Raw genomic sequence first — 21241 nt, 5'->3', positions numbered from 1 at the left:
GAGATCGGCATGTACCCACGCTACGACTTTACCGGCCAGGTCGCGTTCGTCACGGGCGCCGCGAAAGGCATGGGCCTTGCGACCGCCCGCATGTTCGCCGCGAACGGAGCGTCGGTTGCGCTGGTCGACCGTGACGGCGATCTCGCCCAGCGTGAAGCCGAACGGATCACGGCCGAGGGCGGCAAAGTTTTCGCAATAGCCTGCGACGTCTCTGAGGAGGAGCGGGTCGCCGCCGCGATCGACGCGACCGTGGCCCGATTCGGCCGGCTGGACATGTCATTCAACAATGCCGGAATCCAGGTGCCGCCGTCTGACGCGGCCGAGGAGACGCTGAGTGCGTTCGAGCGTGTCGTCGCGGTGAACCAACGCGGTGTCTGGGCCTGCATGAAGCACGAACTGCGCATCATGCGCCGGCAGGGATCGGGTGCGATCGTGAACTGCTCGTCACTGGGCGGTCTCGTCGGCCTGCCGGAGCGTGCCGCTTATCACGGAACCAAGCACGCCGTGCTCGGCATGACGAAGAGCGCCGGCGTCGAATACGCGCCACGCGGCATTCGCATCAACGCGATCTGCCCGGGCACGGTCGATACGCCAATGGTCGCGGACATGCTGGAAAGCCAGCCGGACGCGATGGCCGAGATCCTCAAGCTGCAGCCGATCGGCCGGCTCGGCCAGGCGGACGAGATCGCGGCAGCGGTCCTGTGGCTCTGCAGCCCGGCCGCTAGCTTCGTCATCGGTGTCGCACTTCCGGTCGATGGCGGCTTCACTGCCCATTGAGGAGAGCGGGCATGACCCTCAATACAGTGCGATGCTCATCGGCTCGACCGCGTCCGCGTCAGGCGCTCGCACTCGCAGCGGCGCTGGCTGCCGCCTCGGGCACGGGCCTGCCGGTCGCCGCGACGGAGACTGCGGCCCGGCAGGTGAAGGCCGCGGGGTTCGAACGCATGACGATCCGTCTCAGAATTTCCGGCGAGCGGCCGATCGAGGCGATGCTCCTGGACGTGCCGGCCGGCAGGGATTTCGCGGCGCTGCTGCCCCTGACACTGACGCTCACGGACCACGCCGCGACTGAGAAGATCAGCGAGCTGCCACGAAGGCTTCCGACCGCGGGCGCACCCGAGGGGTTCGAGCCAAAGGCTGGCGACATCGCCTTTTACGCGCCGTGGGGCAACCTCGCGATCTTTCACAGGGGCTTCCATCATTCGCCGGGGCTGGTGCGCCTCGGGGCGATCAATACTGGAATCGAACGCTTTGCCGTGCCGGGACCGATGCGCGTCACGATCGAGCGCGCCGACTGATCCCAGCTTCTTTCAACCGTCCACGAACGGAGATCCGAGATGAAACGACATTTGATCGCAGCGGCTGTCAGCACGGGCATGGCCGGGCCGGTGCTCGCCGAAGACAGGATGCAGATCTTCCCGAATGGCTCGCGCCCGTCAGGCAAGGGCCCGGAAGCTAATTTCACCGGCGCTGTCCGCGTCGACCCTCGGTTCGCAGCTCCGGGCGAGACCGCGCTCTCGGCAGGACATGTCACCTTCGAGCCAGGCGCGCGATCGGCCTGGCATACGCATCCGGCCGGGCAACTGCTCATCGTCACGTCCGGCACCGGCTGGGTGCAGGAAGAGGGCGGCCGCAAGCGCCAGATCAATCCGGGCGACACGATCTGGACGCCGCCCGGCGTCAAGCATTGGCACGGGGCCACCGCGACCACCGGCGTCGGCCATTACGCCATCCAGAACAGCATCGACGGCAAGAACGTCGATTGGATGGAGAAGGTCTCGGACGGTGACTATCAGAAATAGCAGGTCGAAGCCGTTCGATCGAGCGAAAGCGGGATCGTTGTCAGGAAGACGACATGGACATGATCAACAGGCGAACCATGACATCGATGCTCGCGGTGCTTCTATCAGGAGGCGCATCCTTGGCGCAGGATAAGAAATCCCCTGTGGTCAGGATCGCCGACCTCGATATCGATCCCGCGCATCTCGACAGCTACACGGCCATTGTTCGAGAGGAAATGGAGACCTCCGTCCGGGTCGAGCCGGGTGTCATCGCAATCTATGCGGTTGCGGACAAGGAGCGTCCGTCGAGGCTGAGGTTCTTAGAGATCTACGTCGATGACGAGGCTTACAGGGCGCATATCGCGTCCTCTCACTTCCGGACGTATTTCGAGGCGACCACGTCGATGATCCTCGATCGAAAGCTGATCGAAGCCGTGCCTGTGCAGCTCAGCAGCAAATCACGCTGAACGAACCCAGGTTCGCCTCACACCACCAGTCCCAGACCGCTTCACCCCTATTCATGAACAGGAGCGACACATGAAGATCATCGCCGCCATCCTTGCCACTGCGGGCGCACTCGCCAGCGCCCCGGCACTCGCCCAGCAGCCGGACCTTGCAAACCGCCGGCTTTCGCCCGAAGACGTCCGCCGCGTCGCCCCTGCGCTAGAAAAGTACACGCAGCAGGGGCTTTACGGCGATGTCTGGAAGCGGCCGGGGCTTAGCCGGCGCGATCGCAGTCTCGTCACGCTCGCGGCCATGATAGCGAGGAACCAGTTTGCCCCGCTAACCTATTACATTGGGCAGGCGCTTGATAACGGGGTCAAGCCGGCCGAGATCTCAGAAACGATCGTGCATCTGGCCTTCTATGCCGGTTTCGCGAATGCCTTCGGATCGATCGGCCCGGCGCGGGATGTCTTCGCGCAGCGCGGTATTTCCGCGGATCAGCTTCCTGCTGTTTCGCCCACCCTTCTGCCATTGAACGAAGCTGCCGAGGCCGACCGCGCCAAGCGCGTCGCGGAGAGCTTCGCCTCGGTTTCGCCGGGCCTCGTGAAGGACACCACCGATGTCCTTTTCAACGATCTTTGGCGGAGGCCTGACCTCGCGTCGCGCGATCGCAGTCTCGTCACCGTCAGTTCGCTCATCGCGAGCGGGCAGGTTGCTCAGGTCGCTTATCACTTGGGGAGGGCCATGGATAACGGGCTGACCAAGGAGCAAGCCGGCGAGATGATCTCCCACATCGCCTACTATGCCGGTTGGCCGAACGCCTTCGCCGCGATGCCGGTTGCGAAGACCGTTTTCGACGCGCGGACGAAGTGAAGCATTGAAGCCGCGCTGGCGCCACGATGCGAGGCCCAAGGAGGCGAGGATGACCAAACACAGCCACGATTCGATCGCTGACGGCGGCAAAGCGGAATCCCACTATCCCAGCAGACGCAGTATCGTCGCGGCCGGATCGGGCATCGCGCTCGGCGCCGCGATGACTTCGCTGACGCTCCAGAGCGCACATGCTCAAGCACCGCCGGGCGGCGCGCGAACCGTGGTTCTCGCCTCCCATCCCTATCCCGACCGCTCGGTGGTCAACAAGGCGCTCTGGCAAGTGGCGCAGAACACCAAAGACACGCACTTCAGGAACCTCGAGACCAGCTATGGCGACAATATGCGGGGCTTCGATCTGGCCGCTGAGCGCAAGCTCTATGCGAAGATGGAACGCCTCGTTCTGATCTTCCCGACGCACTGGTTCAACCTGACCCCCATGCTCAAGGCCTATCTGAACGAGATCTGGGGCGCAGGGGCTCCGTCCGAGCTGAGAGGCAAGGATTTGCTCGTGGTCACGACCACCGGGGGCGACGAGCGCGCCTATAGCCGCGATGGCCGCTTAGGCTTCACCATCGAGGAGGTGCTAACTCCCTTGCGAGCAAGCGCACGCTATGCCGGCATGACGTTTTCGAAGCCACTGGCATTTTTCGGCGTTCTCGGCGCAGGTCCTGATGCGCTGCGCGGCTACCAGAAGGCCCTGGCAGCGAGGCTCAGCGAAGAACCTCGTAAGGCCTGAGCAACTGGGACGGCAGTCGGCCCGAGGGCTTTCGGCAGCAGAGCGCATATACGCTGTGCGCCGATACCGTTGAAAAAGTCGTCCTGTAGAGTGCCGCCGGCGCGTTTTGGATTTGGCTGATCGAGTTTCTCTCTCTTATGCGAGCCTGAGCTGCGGTCGGTTGGGGAGGAGCTTGGCGAGCTTCCTGAGGTTCTCGGCGGCGGCTGCAAGGTGGAACTCGTCTCTGGCGCCGTTCGGTCCACGTAGGCGCAGCCGATCGAGCTTCAGGATGCGTTTCAGGTGGGCGAAGAGCATCTCGACCTTCTTCCGCTCGCGCCGCGAGGTGACATAGGCATCGGTCTGCGCAATGTCCCTGGCCATGTCGCGGGCGTCCTCGTGGATCGAGCGCAGGATCTTGCGGGCCGGCGTGTTGGGGCAGCACTGCGGCTTCAGAGAACAGGCGTCGCAATCGAACTTGCTGGCGTGGTAGCGCATCATGCCGTTCTCATCGACGAGCGGCCGCTCGGCTCGATAGACCTTCTGGCGAAGCCGTAACGGCTTCCCGTCCGGGCAGATGTAGAGATCGCGGCCGAGGTGATAGGCGAAGTCGGAGCGGCTGAAGGTGCTGTCGCTGCGCTGGGACTTGTCGAAGACGGGGATGTGCGGCTCGATCCCACGCTCATGGACCAGCCAAGCCAGGTTCTCGGCGGAACCGTAGGCCGTGTCGGCAGCCAAACGGGCAGGATAAAGCCCGAAGCGCTCCTGCGTTCGGTCGAGCATGGTGCGGGCCGAGCCGACTTCCGCCTGCCGGATGGCACGGCTGGCCTCGACATCGACGATGACGGCATGGTCGAGGTCAATCAGATAGTTGGTGGCATAGGCGAAGAAGGCATGGCCTTTCAGGGCCCCGGTCCATTGCGCCGCCGGATCGGAGCGGGAGACGAACTTCGGCTTGGCCTCGCTGGCTGCGCCCCAGGCGGCTTCATCCAGCGTGTCGAGATATTCGCGCACCGACCGACGCGTCCGTGCGAGATCGTCCCAGTCGACCGGCTCGGACGCTTCGGCCGAGCGTTGCTTGTTGGCGTCGGCCTTGATCAGGCTGGCATCGACCGCGAAGTCTTCGCCGCCGACGAGCCCTTCCGCGATGCAGCGCCGAACCGTCGTCTCGAACAGTTCGCGCAGGAGATCACTGTCACGGAAGCGGCCATGCCGGTTCTTCGAGAAGGTCGAGTGATCAGGCACGCCGCCGTCGAGCCCAAGCCGACAGAACCAGCGGTAGGCCAGGTTCAGATGCACCTCCTCGCACAGGCGGCGCCCGGAGCGGATACCGAAGCAGTATCCAATGAGCAGCATTCGGATCATCAGCTCCGGATCGATCGAAGGGCGACCTGTCTCGCTGTAGAACGGGCGCAGATGCACGCGGATATCTGAGAGATCAACAAATCGGTCGATGGCTCGCACCCAATGGTCAGCCGGAACATGCCGCTCCAGGCTGAACTCGTAGAAGAGCGCCGCCTGCGCCACCTGCCGCTCGCCCATCATCGCGCCGCCCTCCGCCAAGGAAGACTGAATCAGGACTTCAAAGCCGCGGCAACCACGACTTTTTCAACAACATCGGCCAGCTCCGGACATGCGGCACCGGCCGGAAACCGGACGTTTATTGTCGATGTGTCGGCTGTCTGATCGAGCAGTCAGTCCTAACTTGCCGCCGCAGTGACATCAGCGGGGTCATCGAGCACCGATCCGTCAGCCCGCATCAGGCACGTAAACACCTCCTGCCCATCAGGGGTTTGAAGACGAAGGCGCGACCGCCCGCCTGGCAGATTGCCTTCAGCCCAATGCCGAAGTGCGACCAGCGTCGGAACCAGTGCGAGCCCTTTGGTCGTCAGCACATAGCCCTTGCGCGGACGCCGGCCTGGCTCCCGGTAAGGCCGGTGCTCCAGGATGCCTTCGGCGACTAACCGGTTTAGCCGCTCGGCAAGGACCGAGCGTGGAATGCCAAGGTCATCTCGGATCGCATCAAACCGTTCTACCCGGCACAAGGCTTCACGGAGGATTAACAGCGTCCATCCGTCGCCGATGGTTTCGATGGCGCGCGCGAGTGCGCATTCGGCCAGTGGGACCGGAGCGCGGTGAGGGGAAACTGAACTCGGAGGATCAACAGCCATGCCCCAGTCTATCAGAGTTTGTTTTTCAAACCCAGACCGACTAGTCTGGATTTGAAAACTGGACTCAGATCATGGCTGCACCAGAATCCTTGTCGTCTTACTCGCCTGCACACCAGCTACGACGTGACGTCTTGTCGGTCGCCATGTTGGCGCTAGCTCCAGCGATCGCATTGGGATTTGCGCGTTTCGCCTATGCGTTGATCCTGCCTGACATGAGTGCCGACCTCGGCTGGTCCTACGCCGACGCCGGATTGATGAATACCGCCAACGCCGCCGGCTACCTGATGGGCGCTTTGCTCGCCGCGCGCGCGATTAACCTAGCCGGATCCTACCGCGTGATGGCGGTGGGCGTGTGGGCCTGCATCGCGGCGTTGGCGATTTGTGCGGTGTTTCGGCAGGCCCTTCCACTAAACGCTGCTCGCCTGCTTGCAGGCTTCGGCGGCGGCCTTGCCTTTGTCGCCGGCAGCGTTCTTGCGACGGGTATCGCACAGCGAAATCCGGCGCGCGCGGTGTTCCTGCTCGGCCTGTTCTATGCCGGGCCAGGCTTAGGTATCCTTTTGTCCGGGCTGGTCGTTCCCATAATTCTCGAGCGACTCGGACCTGGTTCGTGGAAGATGGCCTGGGCTGCGCTCTCCATCCTATCCGTGCCGCTAGCGATCATACGGCACTTCGCGCGCAGCGAGAGTGCGGCAGTGCACTCACCCAAGTCCCACAAGCTTAATAATGGAGAGATGAAATGGCTGCTTTGCGGCTACCTGTTCTTCGGCGCCGGGTACATCGCTTACATGACGTTCATGATCGCCTGGGTTCAGGGTAACGGGGGCGGCGCTGGCTTCCAGGCGCTATTTTGGGCTGCGGTCGGCGTTGCTGCAATGGCATCTCCCTGGCTGTGGGCCGGCATTCTGAAACGACAACTACATGGTCGCTCCTTCGCGGTCCTGACAGCTATCACAATGATCGGCGCGGCATTGCCGCTGCTGCCCGGTGGCGTGCCAGTGCTGCTGGCTTCGGCGGCGCTGTTCGGCAGCGCCTTCTTCGCAGTGGTCGCGGCAACGACGGCTTTCGTTCGGCGCAACCTGCCGCAAGAGCAGTGGGCGTCCGGCATCGGCATGCTCACAGTCGTCTTTGGAATCGGCCAGATGCTCGGTCCGATCGCCATAGGCTTCCTCAACGATCAGATGCGTGGCCTTGCCGGCGGTCTGTGGGCGTCGGTCGTCCTACTTGGCATGGCTACACTGATCGGCCTGCCGCAGCGGGACTTCGCAACGGTCGCAAATCAGGAACCATCGGTTGAATAACGGCCTCTCGGTAGAGCCGCTTCTGTCGAACAAGGACTGGAGCGCATCCGAGGCACCCGCACGCGGCCGACTAGGCGGAATGCGCCAATAGCTGCGGTTCACTTGCCCCCTGCCAGCGGACGTTCAGAACAGGCGGACTGCCCCTACAAACAACCGCGCGACCACAGCAGTTGACGAGACAGAGCGGCCACCCGGATATGCGCGATGCTCCTCGCATAAGAGTGTTCATCGATTTTGCCGTTGATGAATTCAGATCTCTACTTCCCGAACTCAACCCTTCGGGAGCGGACCGACGAGGCGCCGGAAAGAGGAGCGCAATCTATATGGCGGCCTGCTGGTAATATGAGCCACCACTTTGCACCGATAGAGGCAGATGGTGAGCCCTAGAAGTCACGAGCTCCAGCCTCCTGCCTTTACTGCTCCATGATGGGCAATCCACGTTGACAATATACATATGTATGTATATAAAAATCTGGATTGGCGATAGGCTACTAGGGGACCTGGCATGAGGGCGAACGACAAGCGGAAGGAGCGCGGCGATCGCGCCCGGGCGAACATTCTTCATCACGCGACGCAGATCGCTTCGGTGGAGGGGCTTGAGGGCCTGACGTTCGGACGGGTGGCGGCCGATGCCGGCGTGGCGAGAGGCAATGTTCAGGTTCTATTTGGCGACCGGGAAGCCTTGCAGTTGGCGACAATCGAGAACGGCGTGGCGCTTTATGCCGAAACGGTGGTTGGTCCCGCGATGGCACTCCCGAGAGCGGTAGAGTGCCTGATCGCTCTGATCGAGGGATGGTACACATTCGTTGAGCAGCGAACGCTGCCCGGCGGTTGCCTGGTGCATGCGCTCAGCAGTGAGTATCGCACGCGGCCAGGAGAGATCCGCGACCGTGTCGAGCATCACCGAGCCGAGGCGAGACAGCGTATCGTCGATCTGGCAAACGCGGCGATCAACGCAGGTGAACTTAGAGGTGGCATTGATGTCGGCCTGCTGGCCTTCGAACTGACATCCTACCAGGCATCGGCCAATGTTGCAGCTCTCATGGGGGAGCCTGAGCATTTCGAACTGGCACGCCGTGCGTCCAGGGAGCGCCTTGCCGCGGCGCGGGGTGTGTGATGGACGGCGATCCCTTTCACGCCGGAGAGCAGCACCTTCAGAACCTCTTTGCCGTCCGTGAGCAACTGGCCGGATCGCGCGCGATACAGGCGAGTCTGCGATCTCGCTTTGCAGGCTTCCTCGCGGAACTGCACTACGTCGTCCTAGCCGTGCCTGACCGGGAGGGGCGCATCTGGGTCGCCATGGTCTTCGGTCGCCCCGGCTTTCTGAGTGCGCCAGACGCCATGCATGTGCGTGTCGCAGCGCACCCTGACGCCGGAGATCCGGCGGCGCGCGGCATCGTCGAGGGAGCTCCGATTGCTCTCCTTGCGATCGATCTGTCGACCCGGCGGCGCGTCCGCGTCAATGGCCGCATAGGGCGGGTGGGACAAAGCGATTTTGCCGTCGATGTTCGGCAGGCCTTTGGAAACTGTCCGCAATACATTCGCCCGAGGGACGTCGAAGAGGCGGCCGGCGCTAGCGGAGAACCGGTTCTGATCTCGGTCGATACGAGCTTGGCTCGCCGTGTCGTCGATGGTGCCGATACGTTTTTCGTTGCGACGCGCGCCGCCTCCGATGTCGGCGGTGATATGGATGTCTCCCATCGCGGCGGCCCGGCCGGTTTCGTGCAGTGGGGCGGCGACTGCCTGATATGGCCGGAATATCGCGGAAACTACTACTTCAACACCCTCGGCAACCTGCTCGTCGATCCAGCCTGTTGTCTGCTATTTCCTGATTTTGGCAAGGGCGAGATGCTGGTCATGACGGGACAGGCCGTGCTCGACGGCTTCGACGGGCGCCTGAGGCGCACGCACGAGGGCATCCCGATGAATGGGCTGGTTCGCTTCAAGCCCGATCTCCTCATGGGCCGCACCGTACTGTTGCGCCCGTAGTTCGATCCGATCCCAGTTTTGTCATCCACATTTTGGCGCCGGCCGTTCCATGGCCGTGCCGGAAAGGTCCTGTTATGGTCAATGCCACGCTCGAAACCCCACATGAGGCCGATCGGCCGCAGGCGAACAATCCATGGCTTTCGGTGTCGATGCTCGCCTTCGGCGTCTTCGTCGTCGGGACGGGTGAGTTCGTTCTGGCGGGCCTGTTGCCGCTTCTCAGCAGTTCGCTCGACATCGCGCCGTCCGTTGCAGGGCAGGTCATCACGATTTTCGCTTTGACGTGTGCGGTCTCGGGCCCTGTTCTCGTGGCCGCGACTGGCGTCTGGGAACGCCGAACCGTCCTCCTCGTCGCAGCCCTTGTTTATCTCCTCGGTAGTGTCTGGACCGCACTTGCGCCGACCTATGCGCAGGTTTTGATCGGTCAGGTCGTGGCGGCGCTTGGGGTCGGGCTGTTCGTGCCGAGCGCCACTGTCACCGCCGCTGCCACGGTCCTGCCGGCGCATCGGGGCAGGGCGATCGCCCTGGTCGTCAGCGGCTTTACGGCGGCCACGGCGCTTGGCGCGCCGCTGGGCACGGCTTTCGGCGGCATGTTCGGTTGGCGATCCACCATGTGGCTTGCAACCGGGCTGGCAGCCCTCGGCGTCGTCGGTATCGCCGTCTTCGTTCCGAAGTCGATCAGGATCGTAGCGACGACGGGCTTGCTGCAGCAGTTGCGGCTGCTACGTAACCCGCAAATTCTGGCGGTGCTCGGCGTAACGCTTCTCGCCTTTACCGCCGTCTATCTACCCTACACCTATATGGGCATCATCTTTGCGGCCGCCACGCAAGGAAACAGCGTCTATCTGGCCGGCCTGATGACGACGCTGGGTGTGATCGGCACGATCGGTAACCTGGGTGCAGGCATGCTCGCCGACAGGGTTGGCGGCGAGAAGGTTGTGGCAATTGCCCTGCTTTGGCTCATCATCAGCATGCTGATCCTGCCGCTGACCACCGACACGCTGCCATCGGCTCTCGCAATCATCGCATTCTACGGGATCGCCGCCTTTGCGATCACGACACCACAGCAACACCGGCTGATCTCGCTGAAACCTGAGGCCGCTGGCGTCCTGGTATCGCTCAATCAGGCCATTCTCTACCTTGCCATTGCGCTGTCCGGCTCTATCGGAGGCCTGGGATTAGAATGGGCAGGGGCCGGCAATCTCGGCTTCATTGCGGCAGCGCTTGCAGCGGCGGCATTGCTGTTGTCCATCTCGATGAAAGCGACCACCAACATAGAGCCCTAGAGACAGATCCCGATCATTGCGCGCAACCGGTATTGAAACACCCGCTTGCACATCATTGCTGGCCGACGGTGGATCGAAGCTGTGAAGGAAGGTTTTCGTCATAGCGCCAGCGCTCGTGTCAGATCGTCATGTTCCAACGCGCTGGCCATACGGTTGGGCGCGTGTCCCGAAGCGCGCAATGACGCGTGGCGCGCACAAAGAGAGGATGACGAAAGCCACGGAGCACGGCACGAAGATGCTGGCGGCCTCGAAGGGACTTAATCCGGATCGCATTGTGGGCGGGAATGTCCGTGCGGGGGGCGATGACGCAAGCTCGCCAGAATTTCCGCGTGAGCCTTGGCTCGGCAGCAGGGGAAAGGCTTTCCCGCTCAAGGACATATGTAAGGCTATGTTGATGCGTAGGGCGTCGCCGTACCCACATGCTCGCGCGGGGCGTCCTCGCGGAATCTACCGCCTGATCCTCACCTGATGCCGATCCGACGGCCGCTCACCTTGCTTGGAGAATAAGATGCTGACGTTTCGGCTCGCCCGCGCTGCCGACTTGCCCGAACTGGAAGCCTTACAGGCGCGTGCCTCCCTTGCAACCGGGGAGAACTTCGAAGATCTCATCGCCAATCCCGATGCCATGACAATCCCAGCGGAACACCTAGACCAATCGCTGGTGGCCGCGGTCGATGGAGTGATCGCAGGGTTCTGCACGATCCTGCCGCTGTCGAAGGACGTCGCCGAGGTGGATGCGGTGTTTGTCGATCCGAGGAACTGGCGCACGGGAATAGGGCGAGCCCTGTTGCTGCGCGCCGAACAAGACCTTCTGGCGAGCCAGACACGTTCGCTTCGGGTCGTCTCGGGCAGGTACGCAGTGCCATTTTATCAATCGCTCGGCTTCCAGCTGGCCGGCACTGAGATGACTCAGTTCGGGCCGGCTGCGCGGTTGATCAAGACCCTGAGGCCGGGAGGTGCCGGGCTTGCCAAGTCACCCTTGGAGCAAAGCCGATGAACGACCTGATCCGTCACCGCCTCGAAACACCGCGGCACGCCACCGAGTGGCTGGAGGCTGGGCCGGCGGATGGGCGATTGATGATCTTCCTCGACGGATTGCCCGGATTTTCCATCATCTGGCGCCGTCAGTTGGACGAGCTGGCTGCGGCCGGCTGGCGATGCGTCGCGCCGGACATGCGCGGCTATGGCGGGTCGAGCGCACCGCTCACAGTCGCCGCGTACGCCTTGGCCGAAATGCTGTCACGCTGCTCTTGTCGAGCGCGCGGGCCCATTCGCGTTGATCTTCTTCGGTGCCGGGCCAGTAGCTGACGGCTAGTCGGAGCACTCCCTCTGCGGTGGAAATGGCAAGATCCCCTCCATCCCTGCAGAGGGGCCAACGATTGCTGATGAGGAGAGGCGTTGAAAGCCGATCCGAGGCAGCATGAAAACCGGCCTATCGGCCACGCGCCTAAGGCGGAAAGAATGGCTTGTGAGAACGCTCCGTCGCTCTGTCGGTTGGAGTCGCGGAAGGTGAAGCGGAGCTTGGCTGCATCGCGTCACTTGCGGACATTGGAACCTTGCCCGCAAGCGGAAATTCGTAGCTCCGGTGGGCGGGCAGGCTTACGCGTATTGTTTACGAGCGCCTTCCATCAGTTCGGAAATTCGCGATGTCGCCTTGAGACCGGAGCCGGTTAGAACGAGGATCGTGGTTTCCCCCGGTAAGATATCGCCATTCGCCTGCAATTGCCGGAACGCACCGATGACACCGGCGGAAGTTGGCTCGACATATAGGCCAGCCTCCGCGCTCTGCCATACGGCCTGCTCGATCGCCTCCTCGGAAAGCGCGACTGTTCCGCCGCGGGAGCGACGCAGCGCCTGCAGGACCTCTCGTAGTCGAACCGGCTGTGCGATCGCTGTGCCCTCTGCAATGGTCGGACCGGTTTCGATCGCAACGGCGCGCTCGCTTCCGGCCTGAAAACTTGCATGGATCGGCGCGCAGCGTGCTGGCTGAACGCCGAAAAGCCGAGGGAGCTTTGTGATCTGGCCAGCACGCAGCAACTCGCCGAAGCCGATGTCACAGCCGAGCACGTTGCTGCCGGCGCCCATCGGCATGATGACGTTATTGGGAGCGCGAAAACCGAGGTCCTCCCATAGTTCGTAGGCGAGCGTCTTGGTCCCCTCCAGGAAGAAGGCCTGCCAATTATGGCTGGCATAAAAGAGCCGGTGGGATTGTCGGATTGCCTCATCGGCCGTCGCTTGGCGCGGGCCTTCCACGAGCTCGACCTCGGCGCCATGAGCGCGCATCTGCACTGTCTTGCCAGGCTGGGTCGACGCCGGGACCAGGATCTTGGCCCGCATGCCACCTGCGGCGGCATAGGTCGCGACGGCGGCGCCGCCATTGCCGGATGAATCCTCCAGCACCGCCATGACGCCTTGTTGGCGCAGGACCGACAGCATGACCGAGACGCCACGGTCCTTGAAACTGCCGGACGGCGAGACCCATTCGAGCTTGCACAGTACCCGCAATCCGCCGAGATCGCGCTCGACCAGCGGCGTCAGGCCTTCGCCCAGCGTGATCGGCGCGTCGACCGGCAATGCGAGACTGGCACCATAGCGCCAGAGTGAGCGCCGGCTCGTGTCGATTTCATCCCGGGCCATTCCCGGCAAGGGCGTGATCATCAGCGCTCGGCCAGCCGGCGAGCGCCAACGTGGTTCCGCGATCGAAAAGGCCTCGCCGCTTTCAGGATCCAGATAAGCGGGTGTCCGTCGGTCGTGCTGCATTGTCGGTGCTCCTGTTGGCTTCGGCCATCTAGGACGCGCCGCCAACGGAGGCTTATGAAGCTTTGGCCAAACGATATTCCGTCAGAGCATATCTCATGGTGGATTGTCGCTGACACGACGCTGCGCTGAGTTGAGAAGATGGCGCCAGAGCGCCTCGCCGCGGGCCGAGAGGCTGCGATTGGAGCGGAACAGGCATATCCGCATCGGCACGGTCCAGTCCGGTCCGGCCGCAGCCACTAGCCGACCGCTGGCTAGTTCGCCACCGACGAGGCTACGCGGTAGCCAGGCGAGCCCGTGCCCATTCACGGCCATGCTCTTCACGGCTTCAGTTAGCGGGCTCTCGAACACGGTCTCCAGCATCGGTGCCGGCTCCCGTTCAGCGAGCAGGACCCGCACGGCGCTGCCAGTCCAGGAGCCTGCGGCGAGCGAGAGATAAGCTGTGCGCTGCCCGGCCTTGCCCGGTATCGGATAGGCGGGCGATCCGGCAGCATCAGGTACACTAACCGGCACCGCGTCGTCGTCGGCGATGACGATGCTGGCAAAGCGATTGGCCCCGAGGCTTTCCATCGGTCGCTCCGGCACATGACAAATGGCGAACTCGACATCACCCTGCTCCAACCATTGGAAGCAGCGATCGGCCCGGTGGCAGTCGAGCTTCAGTGGAAAACGGCCGAGATCGCGCTCGATAGCCGTTAGCCACCCGGGAAAGAACGAAAAGGCAATCGCATGGGTTGCCGCCAGCGCGACAGCCGACTGAATGCGACCGGCAGCGAGCCGCGCCCGGTTGCGGCTCTGAACCAGCAGGTCGGCGATCTCCTGTGCTCCTGGCTCGAGGGCGCGGCCGGCCTCCGACAGCCGCACCGGTAGCGAAGAGCGATCGAACAGTTCGACATCGGCCCATTGTTCGAGCGCCCTGATCCGCTTGCTCAGTGTTGACTGCGTCGTGTTGCGATGCTGCGCCGCCTTGGAGAAACTGCCAGCGCGAGCCAGTGCCAGGAAATCAAGCAACCAAGCGTGATCCATCTTCGGCTCCATTCCAAATCGGAATAGTCTGCCGCGAAAACATCATCCCGTCGAGCTTACGTCGCTCCTATGGTCCCGGACGTCCTCACGTCCCGGAGCCACCATGCCTGCTGCCATCGCCGCCGTCGCCACCGAGAATGCCCCGGCCCCCTTCGGGCACTATGTCCAGACGATCGTCGCTGACGGCTTCGTCTTCATCTCCGGGCAGCTTGCTAGCCTGGCCGATGGCACTATGCGGTCGGATGCCGATTTCGAGGCGCAAGCACGACAGTCGCTTGATAACCTGCTCGCCATCGCCGCCGCGGCCGGGGCTGCGCCCGAGCGCATCGTCAAGGTTACGGCCTACATCGTTGGCGCCGAGCATTGGCCGGCCTTCGACCACGTCTTCGCCGAGGCGTTCGGTGCACATCGCCCGGCGCGCTCGGTCGTCCCGGTCCCGGCACTGCACCACGGCTATCTGATCGAGATCGAAGCCATCGCCCGGCTTTGACTGGGATTTTCACCAACAAAGCAAAAAATGGGGAGAAACATGATCGCATCCACTGCCGCTCCGAAGCGGCGGCGCCTGCCGCCATTGCCGTTGCAGATGATGCTCGGTCTGCTCGCCGGGCTCGCCGTTGGCATGCTCTGGCCCAAGATCGGTGCCGGGCTCCAGCCTTTCGGGACCGCCTTCATCGAGGCGATCAAGATGGTGGTGATCCCGCTGGTGTTCTCGGCGGTGACACTGGGCGTCGCCCGAATGGGCAGCGAGCTCAACCGCTTCGGGCGTGTCGCGGTCCTGGCGCTCGGCTGGTTCATGTTCGCGACGCTCGTCAGTATCGTGATCGGACTTGCGCTCAACGGGATCTTCCATCCGGGCGCTGGCGCCAGCCTGGCGAGCAGCGGCAAGCTGCCGGCCAATATGGCGGCGTCGGTCGATTGGACGAAGTATTTCCTCGATCTGATTCCGGCGAATGTGCTCGCCGTGATGGCAGCGCAGAAGGTGCTGCCGACTATCGTCTTCGCCGTGCTGTTCGGCATGGCGCTGGCTTCGCTCGGCCCGCGGGCCAGACCGATCACGGACGGCTTACAGGCGCTCCTCGACGCCATGTTCAAGCTGACGCAATGGATCGTCGCGTTCGCACCGCTTGCAGTCTTTGCGGTGATGGCCTGGCTTTTCGCAACGCAGGGACTCGCGACGATCGGTGCCTTGGCCAAGCTGATCGGCGTCATGTACATCGGTATCGCGATTGCAATTCTGATGTCGTGGGTCGCGCTCTGGCTGATCGGCGAGCGGCCGCTGGCGGTTACGCGCAAGGTGATGGAGCCGCTGATCCTCGGCTTCACCACGCGCTCGTCGGAGGTCACGCTTCCCGTTCACATGGAAAAGCTCAAGAGCATGGGCGCGCCCGACCGTGTCGTATCGGTGGTGCTACCGCTCGGCTACAGCTTCAATCTCGACGGCTCCAGCCTCTACATCGCGCTGGCGGTGACTTTCCTGGCGGAAGCCTACGGGCTGCAACTCGACTGGCCGGCGCTGGCGACGATCCTGCTGACCACGCTGATCGCCTCGAAAGGCATTGCCAACGTTCCTTCGGGCGGCCTTGTCGCGCTGGCGACGGTCACGACGGCGATTGGCCTCCCAGTCGAGGCGATCGCCATTATAGCCGGCGTGGACGCCTTCATGGACATGGGCCGAACCGCCGTGAATGTTTTCGGCAACACCGTCGCCGTGCTGCTGGTCAAGAATGCAGCCAATGATGTCGAGGAAGAACAGGTTGTCGCAGTTTCCGCTGAGAACAATCGACTGTCTTCACCAGCGTGAGAAGGCGGGCTGAACGATCCTCAGGCTCAGATCTCATTTGCAAATTCGCTTGAGATCAAAATATCCGCAGTTTGTGTCCGGACTCACAAGCTGCGGTATCAGGCACGCGCCTAGCGGAGATGCTTCAGTTGCCAGAGCGCAGACATTCGAAGCGACTGATCGGTATATGTAGCGACCGCCGACCAGAAGTCTGAACGCCCGGCGAGGGGCCCATGGAAACGGTGCTACTTGCTGCCCTCACTGACACCAATTCGCCGCAATGAAGCGGCTGCCAGAACGGCGAGGATGGCGACACTTGCGGCGCTGAACATCGCCGCACTGCTGAACCCCGCGATAAATGCCGCCCGCGCCGTTTCCAGAAGCCCGGGAGGCAGTTGCGAAGCGACTGACGTCGCCGCCCACAAGCTGTCCCTGACAGCCTCGCGTACCTCCGGGCCAAGACCTTCCGGCATGTGGCCGTGCATTGCCTGGCGGTAGATGGCGGTCGCGAGGCTGCCAAGTAGGGCGATACCCAGCGATATACCGAGATCCTGCACCGTCTCGGACATCGCCGAAGCCGAGCCGGCCTTGTCTGCGGGGGCCGATCCGACCACGAGATCCGTTCCCAGCGCGGCTATCGTGCCAAGCCCGAGATAGGCCAGCGAGAAGCCGGCGACGACGACGGCGGTGCCGGAAGCGCTGCTGACGAGCAAGGCCAGCATCACATAGCCCGCCACCGACAAGCCCAATGCGCCCGCCACCACGAAGCCCGGCCGAATATACCGAGCGATCAATGGCGCCGTTACGCCCGCGGCGACCATGGCGAGCGCAGGCGGTCCCATCCAGAGACCCGCAACGAGCGGCGAAAACCCGGCGACGAGCTGCAGATACTGAGTGACCAGCAACATCGTGCCGCCGACCGCGACGAGCCCGAACAGCAGCACGACGAGCGCGACGCTGAAGGCTCTGTTGGCGAACAGCGCAAGATCGAGCAGCGGGTCGGCGAGCCGCCGTTGCCGGCGCACGAACAACGTGGCAAAGACAAGCCCCAGCGCCAGCGCGCCGATCGACTGAAACCCGAAATCGTCCTTGGCGATCTGCTTGATGCCATAGACCACCGGCAGCATGGCGGCGAGCGAAAGTCCGACGCTCGGCAGGTCAAGCCTGCCGGCGTGCGGCGCGCGGTACTCCGGCAGAAGGACGGGAGCCAACAGGACCAGCAGGACGACAAGAGGCACGGCGATGAGAAAGGCCGCACCCCACCAGAAGCGCTCCAGAAACACGCCGCCGATAACCGGCCCTAGCGCCATGCCGAGCGCGAACATCGTCGCCCATATACCAAAGCCGAGAGCGCGCTGCCTCGGATCGACGAACATGTTCGTGATGAGCGCCAGCGTCGATGGCATCAGGGTTGCCCCGGCCATCCCAAGCAGCGCACGGGCGGCAATCAGCATAGCGGCACTCGTGGAGAAGGCTGCGAGCGTCGACGCAATGGCAAAGGCCGCAGCGCCAATCATCAGGAGCTTGCGACGCCCGATACGGTCGCCGAGCGTGCCCATGGTGATCAGGAAGCCGGCGATCAGGAAGCCGTAGGCGTCCATGATCCAGAGGGCTTGCGTGCTTGTCGGCCGCAGATCGGCGGCCAGTGCGGGAAGCGCCAGATGAAGAAGAGTCAGATCCAGGCCGAGCAGAATGGTCGGCAGCGCCAAAAGCGCGAGCCCCATCCATTCGCGCGGCCCTGCTTTCAGGGTCGGCGAAGGCGGTGTTTCGGCCGGTTTTCCGGAAAGGGAGAGGTCGGGTTCGTTCTGGAAAGCCATGCTGACTCCTTGTCGTTCATGGACTTTCAAGGCGAGATTATCCTGTTACAATATAAGTAATTATCCTATTACTGAGGGCAATAGCTTTGCCTGACCGCACGTTTGCGCGCACCCGAACCGAGCTCTCCGACTTCTTGATGCGGCGCCGAAAAAAGCTGGCGCCAGCCGAGGCCGGATTTCCCTCGACCGGTCAGCGCCGCACCCCCGGTCTCCGGCGCGAGGAGGTTGCCGCGCTCGCTGGGGTCGGGCTGACCTGGTACACATGGTTCGAGCAAGGCCGTGACATCCAGGTCTCCGAGAGCTTTCTGCTCAAGGTCGCGAAAGCGTTAAAGCTGGACGACGCCGAGTGCGGACACCTCTTCCTGCTTGCGCACAGGCGGCCGCCGCCTCCTGAAGCCTACCAATGGCCATCCGTCAGTCCGCTCATCCAGAATCTGCTGGACGATCTCGTTTTGCGGCCGGCCTATGTGGTCAACTTGCGCTGGGACGTCGTCGCCTGGAACAAGGCTGCAGACGACTTGTTCGGCTTCGCGGGCCGGGAGCGGCCTGATCGCAACATAATGCGCCTCGTTTTCGCAGATCCGGAGTTCCGCCACCGCCTTCCCGGATGGTGCGACGAGGCGCCAAAGCTGCTCGCGCAATTTCGCTATGATCTGGCAGGTACTCCCGACGATCCGGCGATGCTGGCGCTGGTGGACGAATTGAAGCGGCTTTCCCCAGATTTCCGCAGGTGGTTCGAGCGCCCGGGCCTGGAAGGCTACGCCCGTGGCATCGGCGCTATGCTGGATTTGGGCGGAACCCTATCGTGCTTCCTGCACGAAATGCTGATCGTGGATGAGTATCGGCATCTCAGGATGGTTGTCTATTTTCGGCAGTAGCGCCGGCCCGGTCGGTTCCCGGTTCCGGTCGATGAAGCGTGATCCGGCCGCCTGCTGTGGCGAGCATGCGTTCGACCAAATGATCGAGCACGGCATTGTAGCCGATCTCGGTTCCCGCGATCATTTCGTCGCCAGAAAGGGTTCGTCACCCGCACAGTCATCGTGATGTATCCGCGGTGCCCGCCGCGCGATCCTGGCTGCGGGCCACAGAGCGCCATGAACGGACATTGAGGCTTTGCCAGAAAGCAGACATGCCTTCGTGTACAAGTAGCTTCCGCGAAAGTTACCCGCCGGTCGCCGCTCAGAGGGTTATCGCAATTGGGTCATCGATCGTGCAACTGATCAATGCCCAAGCGCTCGGCATCCCTCGATCTAATCTGACCGTAGCTGGCCGGCGACCTGAGCGATCAGGGAGACGGCCCATTTCAGCGCGGGGTCGCGTTGCCCACCGAGCGCCCAGAGCAGTGACAGCGTCGAGCGCAACGGCGGGTTGATGTGCCGCGCTCGAAGGCTGGGGTGCATCCTGATGAGCGCCGCCGCGGTGCGATCCGGCATGCAGGCCACAAGGTCCGATACTTCGACCGCCGCGCCGACAGCGGCATAGCCGGGCAGGCTGAGCATCAGCTTGCGATGGCGATCGCCCCGACCCAGCTCCACGTCCAGATAGTTCTGGGTCGTCGGCCAAGGCAGCGGGTAGATGTTCGGCAGCTCCAAGACCGTCTCGATGGTAACGACATCGAGGCCGTCATAGATCGAGGATCGCGGCCCGGCGAGCACCATCAGGTCATCCGTCCATAGCGGCCGAGCCGCAATGACCTCGTTCACAGGGGTGTGCCCGCCGATCGCCAGGACGAAGTCGATGCGCCCGCTGGCCAGATCGCCTTCGTAGCTGCGACGCTCGAAACCCTCGATCGCCAGGGACCAGCCGGCCGCTTCCCTGCGCAAGGCGGCCGCGAGAGCGGGGATGAGCGTCAGCTCGACCGCCCCCGGCGAAACCAGCCGCAGCACACGGCGGCTTGCAGCAGGGTCGAAAAGCTCGGTCGATTGCGGCTCAGCGCCGAGATGGCTTTCGAGCGAGGCGATCAGCTGCTCCAGCGGCCGCGTCATCGCTTCCGCACCCGCCGACGCCACCATGCGCGAGCCGACGCGCACGAACAGGGGATCATTGAAGGCACGCCGCAACCGGGCAAGGGCATGACTGACCGCCGAGGGCGAGATGTGAAGCCGCTGGGCTGCCCTTGTCACGCTCTGCTCGTCCAGCAGCGCCTTCAGGACTTTGAGCAGGTTCAGATCAAGGCGCTGCCAGTTCATCCGCAACATGAACCACATTCAGGCCGGGCTGAGGAGATGTCATTATGTTCATTGTCGGGCGTGGCCTATGGCGGGGACCACCGATCACCTCACCGGATAGCCCCCATGCGCCTGCAACCCGTCCTCGCTGCCGCCGTGCTTGCCTGCGGCCTGACCGCCTCGATCGCAGGCACCCTGACCGAAACCGCAGAGCTGGAATCCAAGCTGAAGGAGCTCGCCGCCAGCCATCCGGGGCGGGTCGGCATCTGCGCCCAATCCGCTGGCGACAAGCCGGTCTGCGTCAATGGCGAGCAGCGATTTTCCCTGCAAAGCGTCATGAAGCTGGTCGTCGGCGCCGCTGTGATGCGGGCCGTCGATGAAGGCAAGATGCGGCTCGACGATAAAGTAACGCTGCGGCGCGAGGATCTCAGCGTCAACATTCAGCCGCTCGCGGATATCGTGCTCAAGGATGGCGCGTTCGAGAGCACCATCGAGGATCTCGTGCGCCGTGCCGTGGTCGAGAGCGACAGCGCGGCAACCGATTTCTTGATCGCGCGGCTCGGAGGCGTCGGTGCGGTGCAGACACTCCTCGACGCGGCCGAGCTGCACGACATCCGCATCGATCGCACCGAGCGCGAGTTGCAGACCGAGGTGACCGGCCTGGCGTGGGAGCCTTCCTTCGTCGATCCAGAGCAACTCAAGGCCGCACGCGCGAAGGTCTCGCAGAAGCGCCAGGCCAAGGCATTCGAAGCCTATCTCAGCGATCCGCGCGATACGGCGACACCGCTGGCAATGGTGAGATTCCTGCGCAAGCTGGCAGCGGGCCAACTCCTCTCACCGGCCTCCACAAAGCATTTTCTCGCCGTGATGTCGCAGACGGTCACCTTTCCAGACCGGCTTCGGGCGGGAGCTCCCGCAGGCTGGACGGTAGGGCACAAGACCGGCACGAGCCATAGCCTCAACGGCGTGAACGGAGTGACTAACGATGTCGGGCTGCTGACCGCGCCGGATCGGGGCTTCGTGGCTGTCGCGGCATTCATAGCGGAAAGCCGCGCTCCGGCGCCTGCCCGCGCAGCGGTCATCGCCGAAGCTGCTCGGCGGGTCACTGGAGCTTATCGCTGAGCTTTGATAAGGCCGGC

General features: G+C 63.3%; 22 protein-coding genes. 16 read left to right on the top strand and 6 right to left on the bottom strand.

Annotation, left to right across the window (positions count from 1 at the left end; all coding sequences use genetic code 11):
- Positions 1–9 precede the first annotated feature (9 nt).
- The 6 genes from ASE66_RS29995 to ASE66_RS29970 all read left to right on the top strand — a co-directional run bounded on the left by ASE66_RS29995 (position 10) and on the right by ASE66_RS29970 (position 3834).
- On the top strand, positions 10–777 hold the full coding sequence (locus tag ASE66_RS29995; protein ID WP_057193640.1) for an SDR family NAD(P)-dependent oxidoreductase: 768 nt from the start codon (positions 10–12) through the stop codon (positions 775–777).
- Between the two features lie 167 nt (positions 778–944).
- A complete protein-coding gene (locus tag ASE66_RS29990) occupies positions 945–1298 on the top strand; it encodes a cyclophilin-like fold protein (protein WP_057193861.1) in 354 nt (117 codons plus the stop codon).
- A gap of 39 nt (positions 1299–1337) precedes the next feature.
- A complete protein-coding gene (locus ASE66_RS29985) occupies positions 1338–1802 on the top strand; it encodes a cupin domain-containing protein (RefSeq protein ID WP_413814303.1) in 465 nt (154 codons plus the stop codon).
- A 53-nt stretch (positions 1803–1855) separates the two neighbouring features.
- Positions 1856–2248 carry a putative quinol monooxygenase gene (locus ASE66_RS29980; protein ID WP_057193639.1) on the top strand — a complete coding sequence of 131 codons (393 nt, stop codon included), beginning with the start codon at positions 1856–1858 and terminating at the stop codon, positions 2246–2248.
- A 70-nt stretch (positions 2249–2318) separates the two neighbouring features.
- On the top strand, positions 2319–3098 hold the full coding sequence (locus tag ASE66_RS29975; RefSeq protein ID WP_057193638.1) for a carboxymuconolactone decarboxylase family protein: 780 nt from the start codon (positions 2319–2321) through the stop codon (positions 3096–3098).
- Between the two features lie 49 nt (positions 3099–3147).
- Entirely contained in the window at positions 3148–3834 is a 687-nt protein-coding gene (locus tag ASE66_RS29970) for an NAD(P)H-dependent oxidoreductase (RefSeq protein WP_057193637.1), read from the top strand.
- A 135-nt stretch (positions 3835–3969) separates the two neighbouring features.
- Here ASE66_RS29970 and ASE66_RS29965 read toward each other — a convergent pair whose 3' ends face one another.
- Together ASE66_RS29965 and ASE66_RS31735 are read right to left on the bottom strand one after the other, a co-directional pair.
- The gene (locus ASE66_RS29965) at positions 3970–5355 is read right to left on the bottom strand and encodes an IS1182 family transposase (protein WP_057193636.1); all 1386 of its coding nucleotides are present in this window, start codon (positions 5353–5355) and stop codon (positions 3970–3972) included.
- A gap of 155 nt (positions 5356–5510) precedes the next feature.
- A complete protein-coding gene (locus tag ASE66_RS31735) occupies positions 5511–5981 on the bottom strand; it encodes a winged helix-turn-helix transcriptional regulator (RefSeq protein ID WP_082613861.1) in 471 nt (156 codons plus the stop codon).
- A 131-nt stretch (positions 5982–6112) separates the two neighbouring features.
- Between ASE66_RS31735 and ASE66_RS29960 the strand changes: the two genes are divergently transcribed.
- From ASE66_RS29960 to ASE66_RS29935, 6 genes are all read left to right on the top strand, one after another.
- The gene (locus ASE66_RS29960) at positions 6113–7279 is read left to right on the top strand and encodes a YbfB/YjiJ family MFS transporter (protein ID WP_244495118.1); all 1167 of its coding nucleotides are present in this window, start codon (positions 6113–6115) and stop codon (positions 7277–7279) included.
- 505 nt (positions 7280–7784) lie between these two features.
- Positions 7785–8396 carry a TetR/AcrR family transcriptional regulator gene (locus tag ASE66_RS29955; protein WP_057193634.1) on the top strand — a complete coding sequence of 204 codons (612 nt, stop codon included), beginning with the start codon at positions 7785–7787 and terminating at the stop codon, positions 8394–8396.
- Positions 8396–9268: a pyridoxamine 5'-phosphate oxidase family protein gene (locus ASE66_RS29950; RefSeq protein WP_057193633.1), complete on the top strand. Its 873-nt coding sequence runs from the start codon at positions 8396–8398 to the stop codon at positions 9266–9268. The genes ASE66_RS29955 and ASE66_RS29950 overlap by 1 nt, the downstream gene beginning before the upstream one ends.
- Before the next feature lie 74 nt (positions 9269–9342).
- Positions 9343–10551 carry an MFS transporter gene (locus ASE66_RS29945; protein ID WP_057193632.1) on the top strand — a complete coding sequence of 403 codons (1209 nt, stop codon included), beginning with the start codon at positions 9343–9345 and terminating at the stop codon, positions 10549–10551.
- A gap of 508 nt (positions 10552–11059) precedes the next feature.
- Positions 11060–11548: a GNAT family N-acetyltransferase gene (locus tag ASE66_RS29940; protein ID WP_057193631.1), complete on the top strand. Its 489-nt coding sequence runs from the start codon at positions 11060–11062 to the stop codon at positions 11546–11548.
- Positions 11545–11859, top strand: coding sequence for an alpha/beta fold hydrolase (locus ASE66_RS29935; RefSeq protein WP_057193630.1), 315 nt, complete (start codon positions 11545–11547; stop codon positions 11857–11859). Before ASE66_RS29940 ends, ASE66_RS29935 begins: the two co-directional genes overlap by 4 nt.
- A 291-nt stretch (positions 11860–12150) precedes the next feature.
- Here ASE66_RS29935 and ASE66_RS29930 read toward each other — a convergent pair whose 3' ends face one another.
- Positions 12151–13311, bottom strand: a complete 1161-nt coding sequence (locus ASE66_RS29930) for a threonine synthase (RefSeq protein ID WP_057193629.1) — start codon at positions 13309–13311, stop codon at positions 12151–12153.
- Positions 13312–13404: 93 nt separating this feature from the next.
- Entirely contained in the window at positions 13405–14334 is a 930-nt protein-coding gene (locus tag ASE66_RS29925) for a LysR family transcriptional regulator (RefSeq protein ID WP_162262558.1), read from the bottom strand.
- A gap of 103 nt (positions 14335–14437) precedes the next feature.
- Here ASE66_RS29925 and ASE66_RS29920 point away from each other — a divergent pair, with 103 nt between their 5' ends.
- A complete protein-coding gene (locus ASE66_RS29920) occupies positions 14438–14824 on the top strand; it encodes a RidA family protein (protein ID WP_057193627.1) in 387 nt (128 codons plus the stop codon).
- 39 nt (positions 14825–14863) lie between these two features.
- Positions 14864–16138: a dicarboxylate/amino acid:cation symporter gene (locus tag ASE66_RS29915; protein WP_057193626.1), complete on the top strand. Its 1275-nt coding sequence runs from the start codon at positions 14864–14866 to the stop codon at positions 16136–16138.
- Between the two features lie 224 nt (positions 16139–16362).
- Here the strand turns inward: ASE66_RS29915 and ASE66_RS29910 are convergent, their stop codons facing one another.
- Entirely contained in the window at positions 16363–17934 is a 1572-nt protein-coding gene (locus ASE66_RS29910; protein ID WP_057193625.1) for an MFS transporter, read from the bottom strand.
- A gap of 86 nt (positions 17935–18020) precedes the next feature.
- Between ASE66_RS29910 and ASE66_RS29905 the strand changes: the two genes are divergently transcribed.
- Entirely contained in the window at positions 18021–18812 is a 792-nt protein-coding gene (locus ASE66_RS29905) for a helix-turn-helix transcriptional regulator (RefSeq protein WP_057193624.1), read from the top strand.
- Between the two features lie 372 nt (positions 18813–19184).
- Here ASE66_RS29905 and ASE66_RS29900 read toward each other — a convergent pair whose 3' ends face one another.
- Positions 19185–20132: a LysR family transcriptional regulator gene (locus ASE66_RS29900; protein WP_162262557.1), complete on the bottom strand. Its 948-nt coding sequence runs from the start codon at positions 20130–20132 to the stop codon at positions 19185–19187.
- A gap of 51 nt (positions 20133–20183) precedes the next feature.
- On the opposite strand from ASE66_RS29900, the gene bla reads away from it, so the two are divergent.
- On the top strand, positions 20184–21224 hold the full coding sequence (bla, locus tag ASE66_RS29895; RefSeq protein ID WP_244495141.1) for a class A beta-lactamase: 1041 nt from the start codon (positions 20184–20186) through the stop codon (positions 21222–21224).
- Positions 21225–21241: the final 17 nt, after the last annotated feature.

This window comes from Allobosea sp. Root483D1 (genome assembly GCF_001429505.1).
Taxonomy (GTDB): domain Bacteria; phylum Pseudomonadota; class Alphaproteobacteria; order Rhizobiales; family Beijerinckiaceae; genus Allobosea.
Note: the sequence above shows the minus strand (reverse complement) of the source record. Positions and strands in the feature narration are given on the sequence as shown.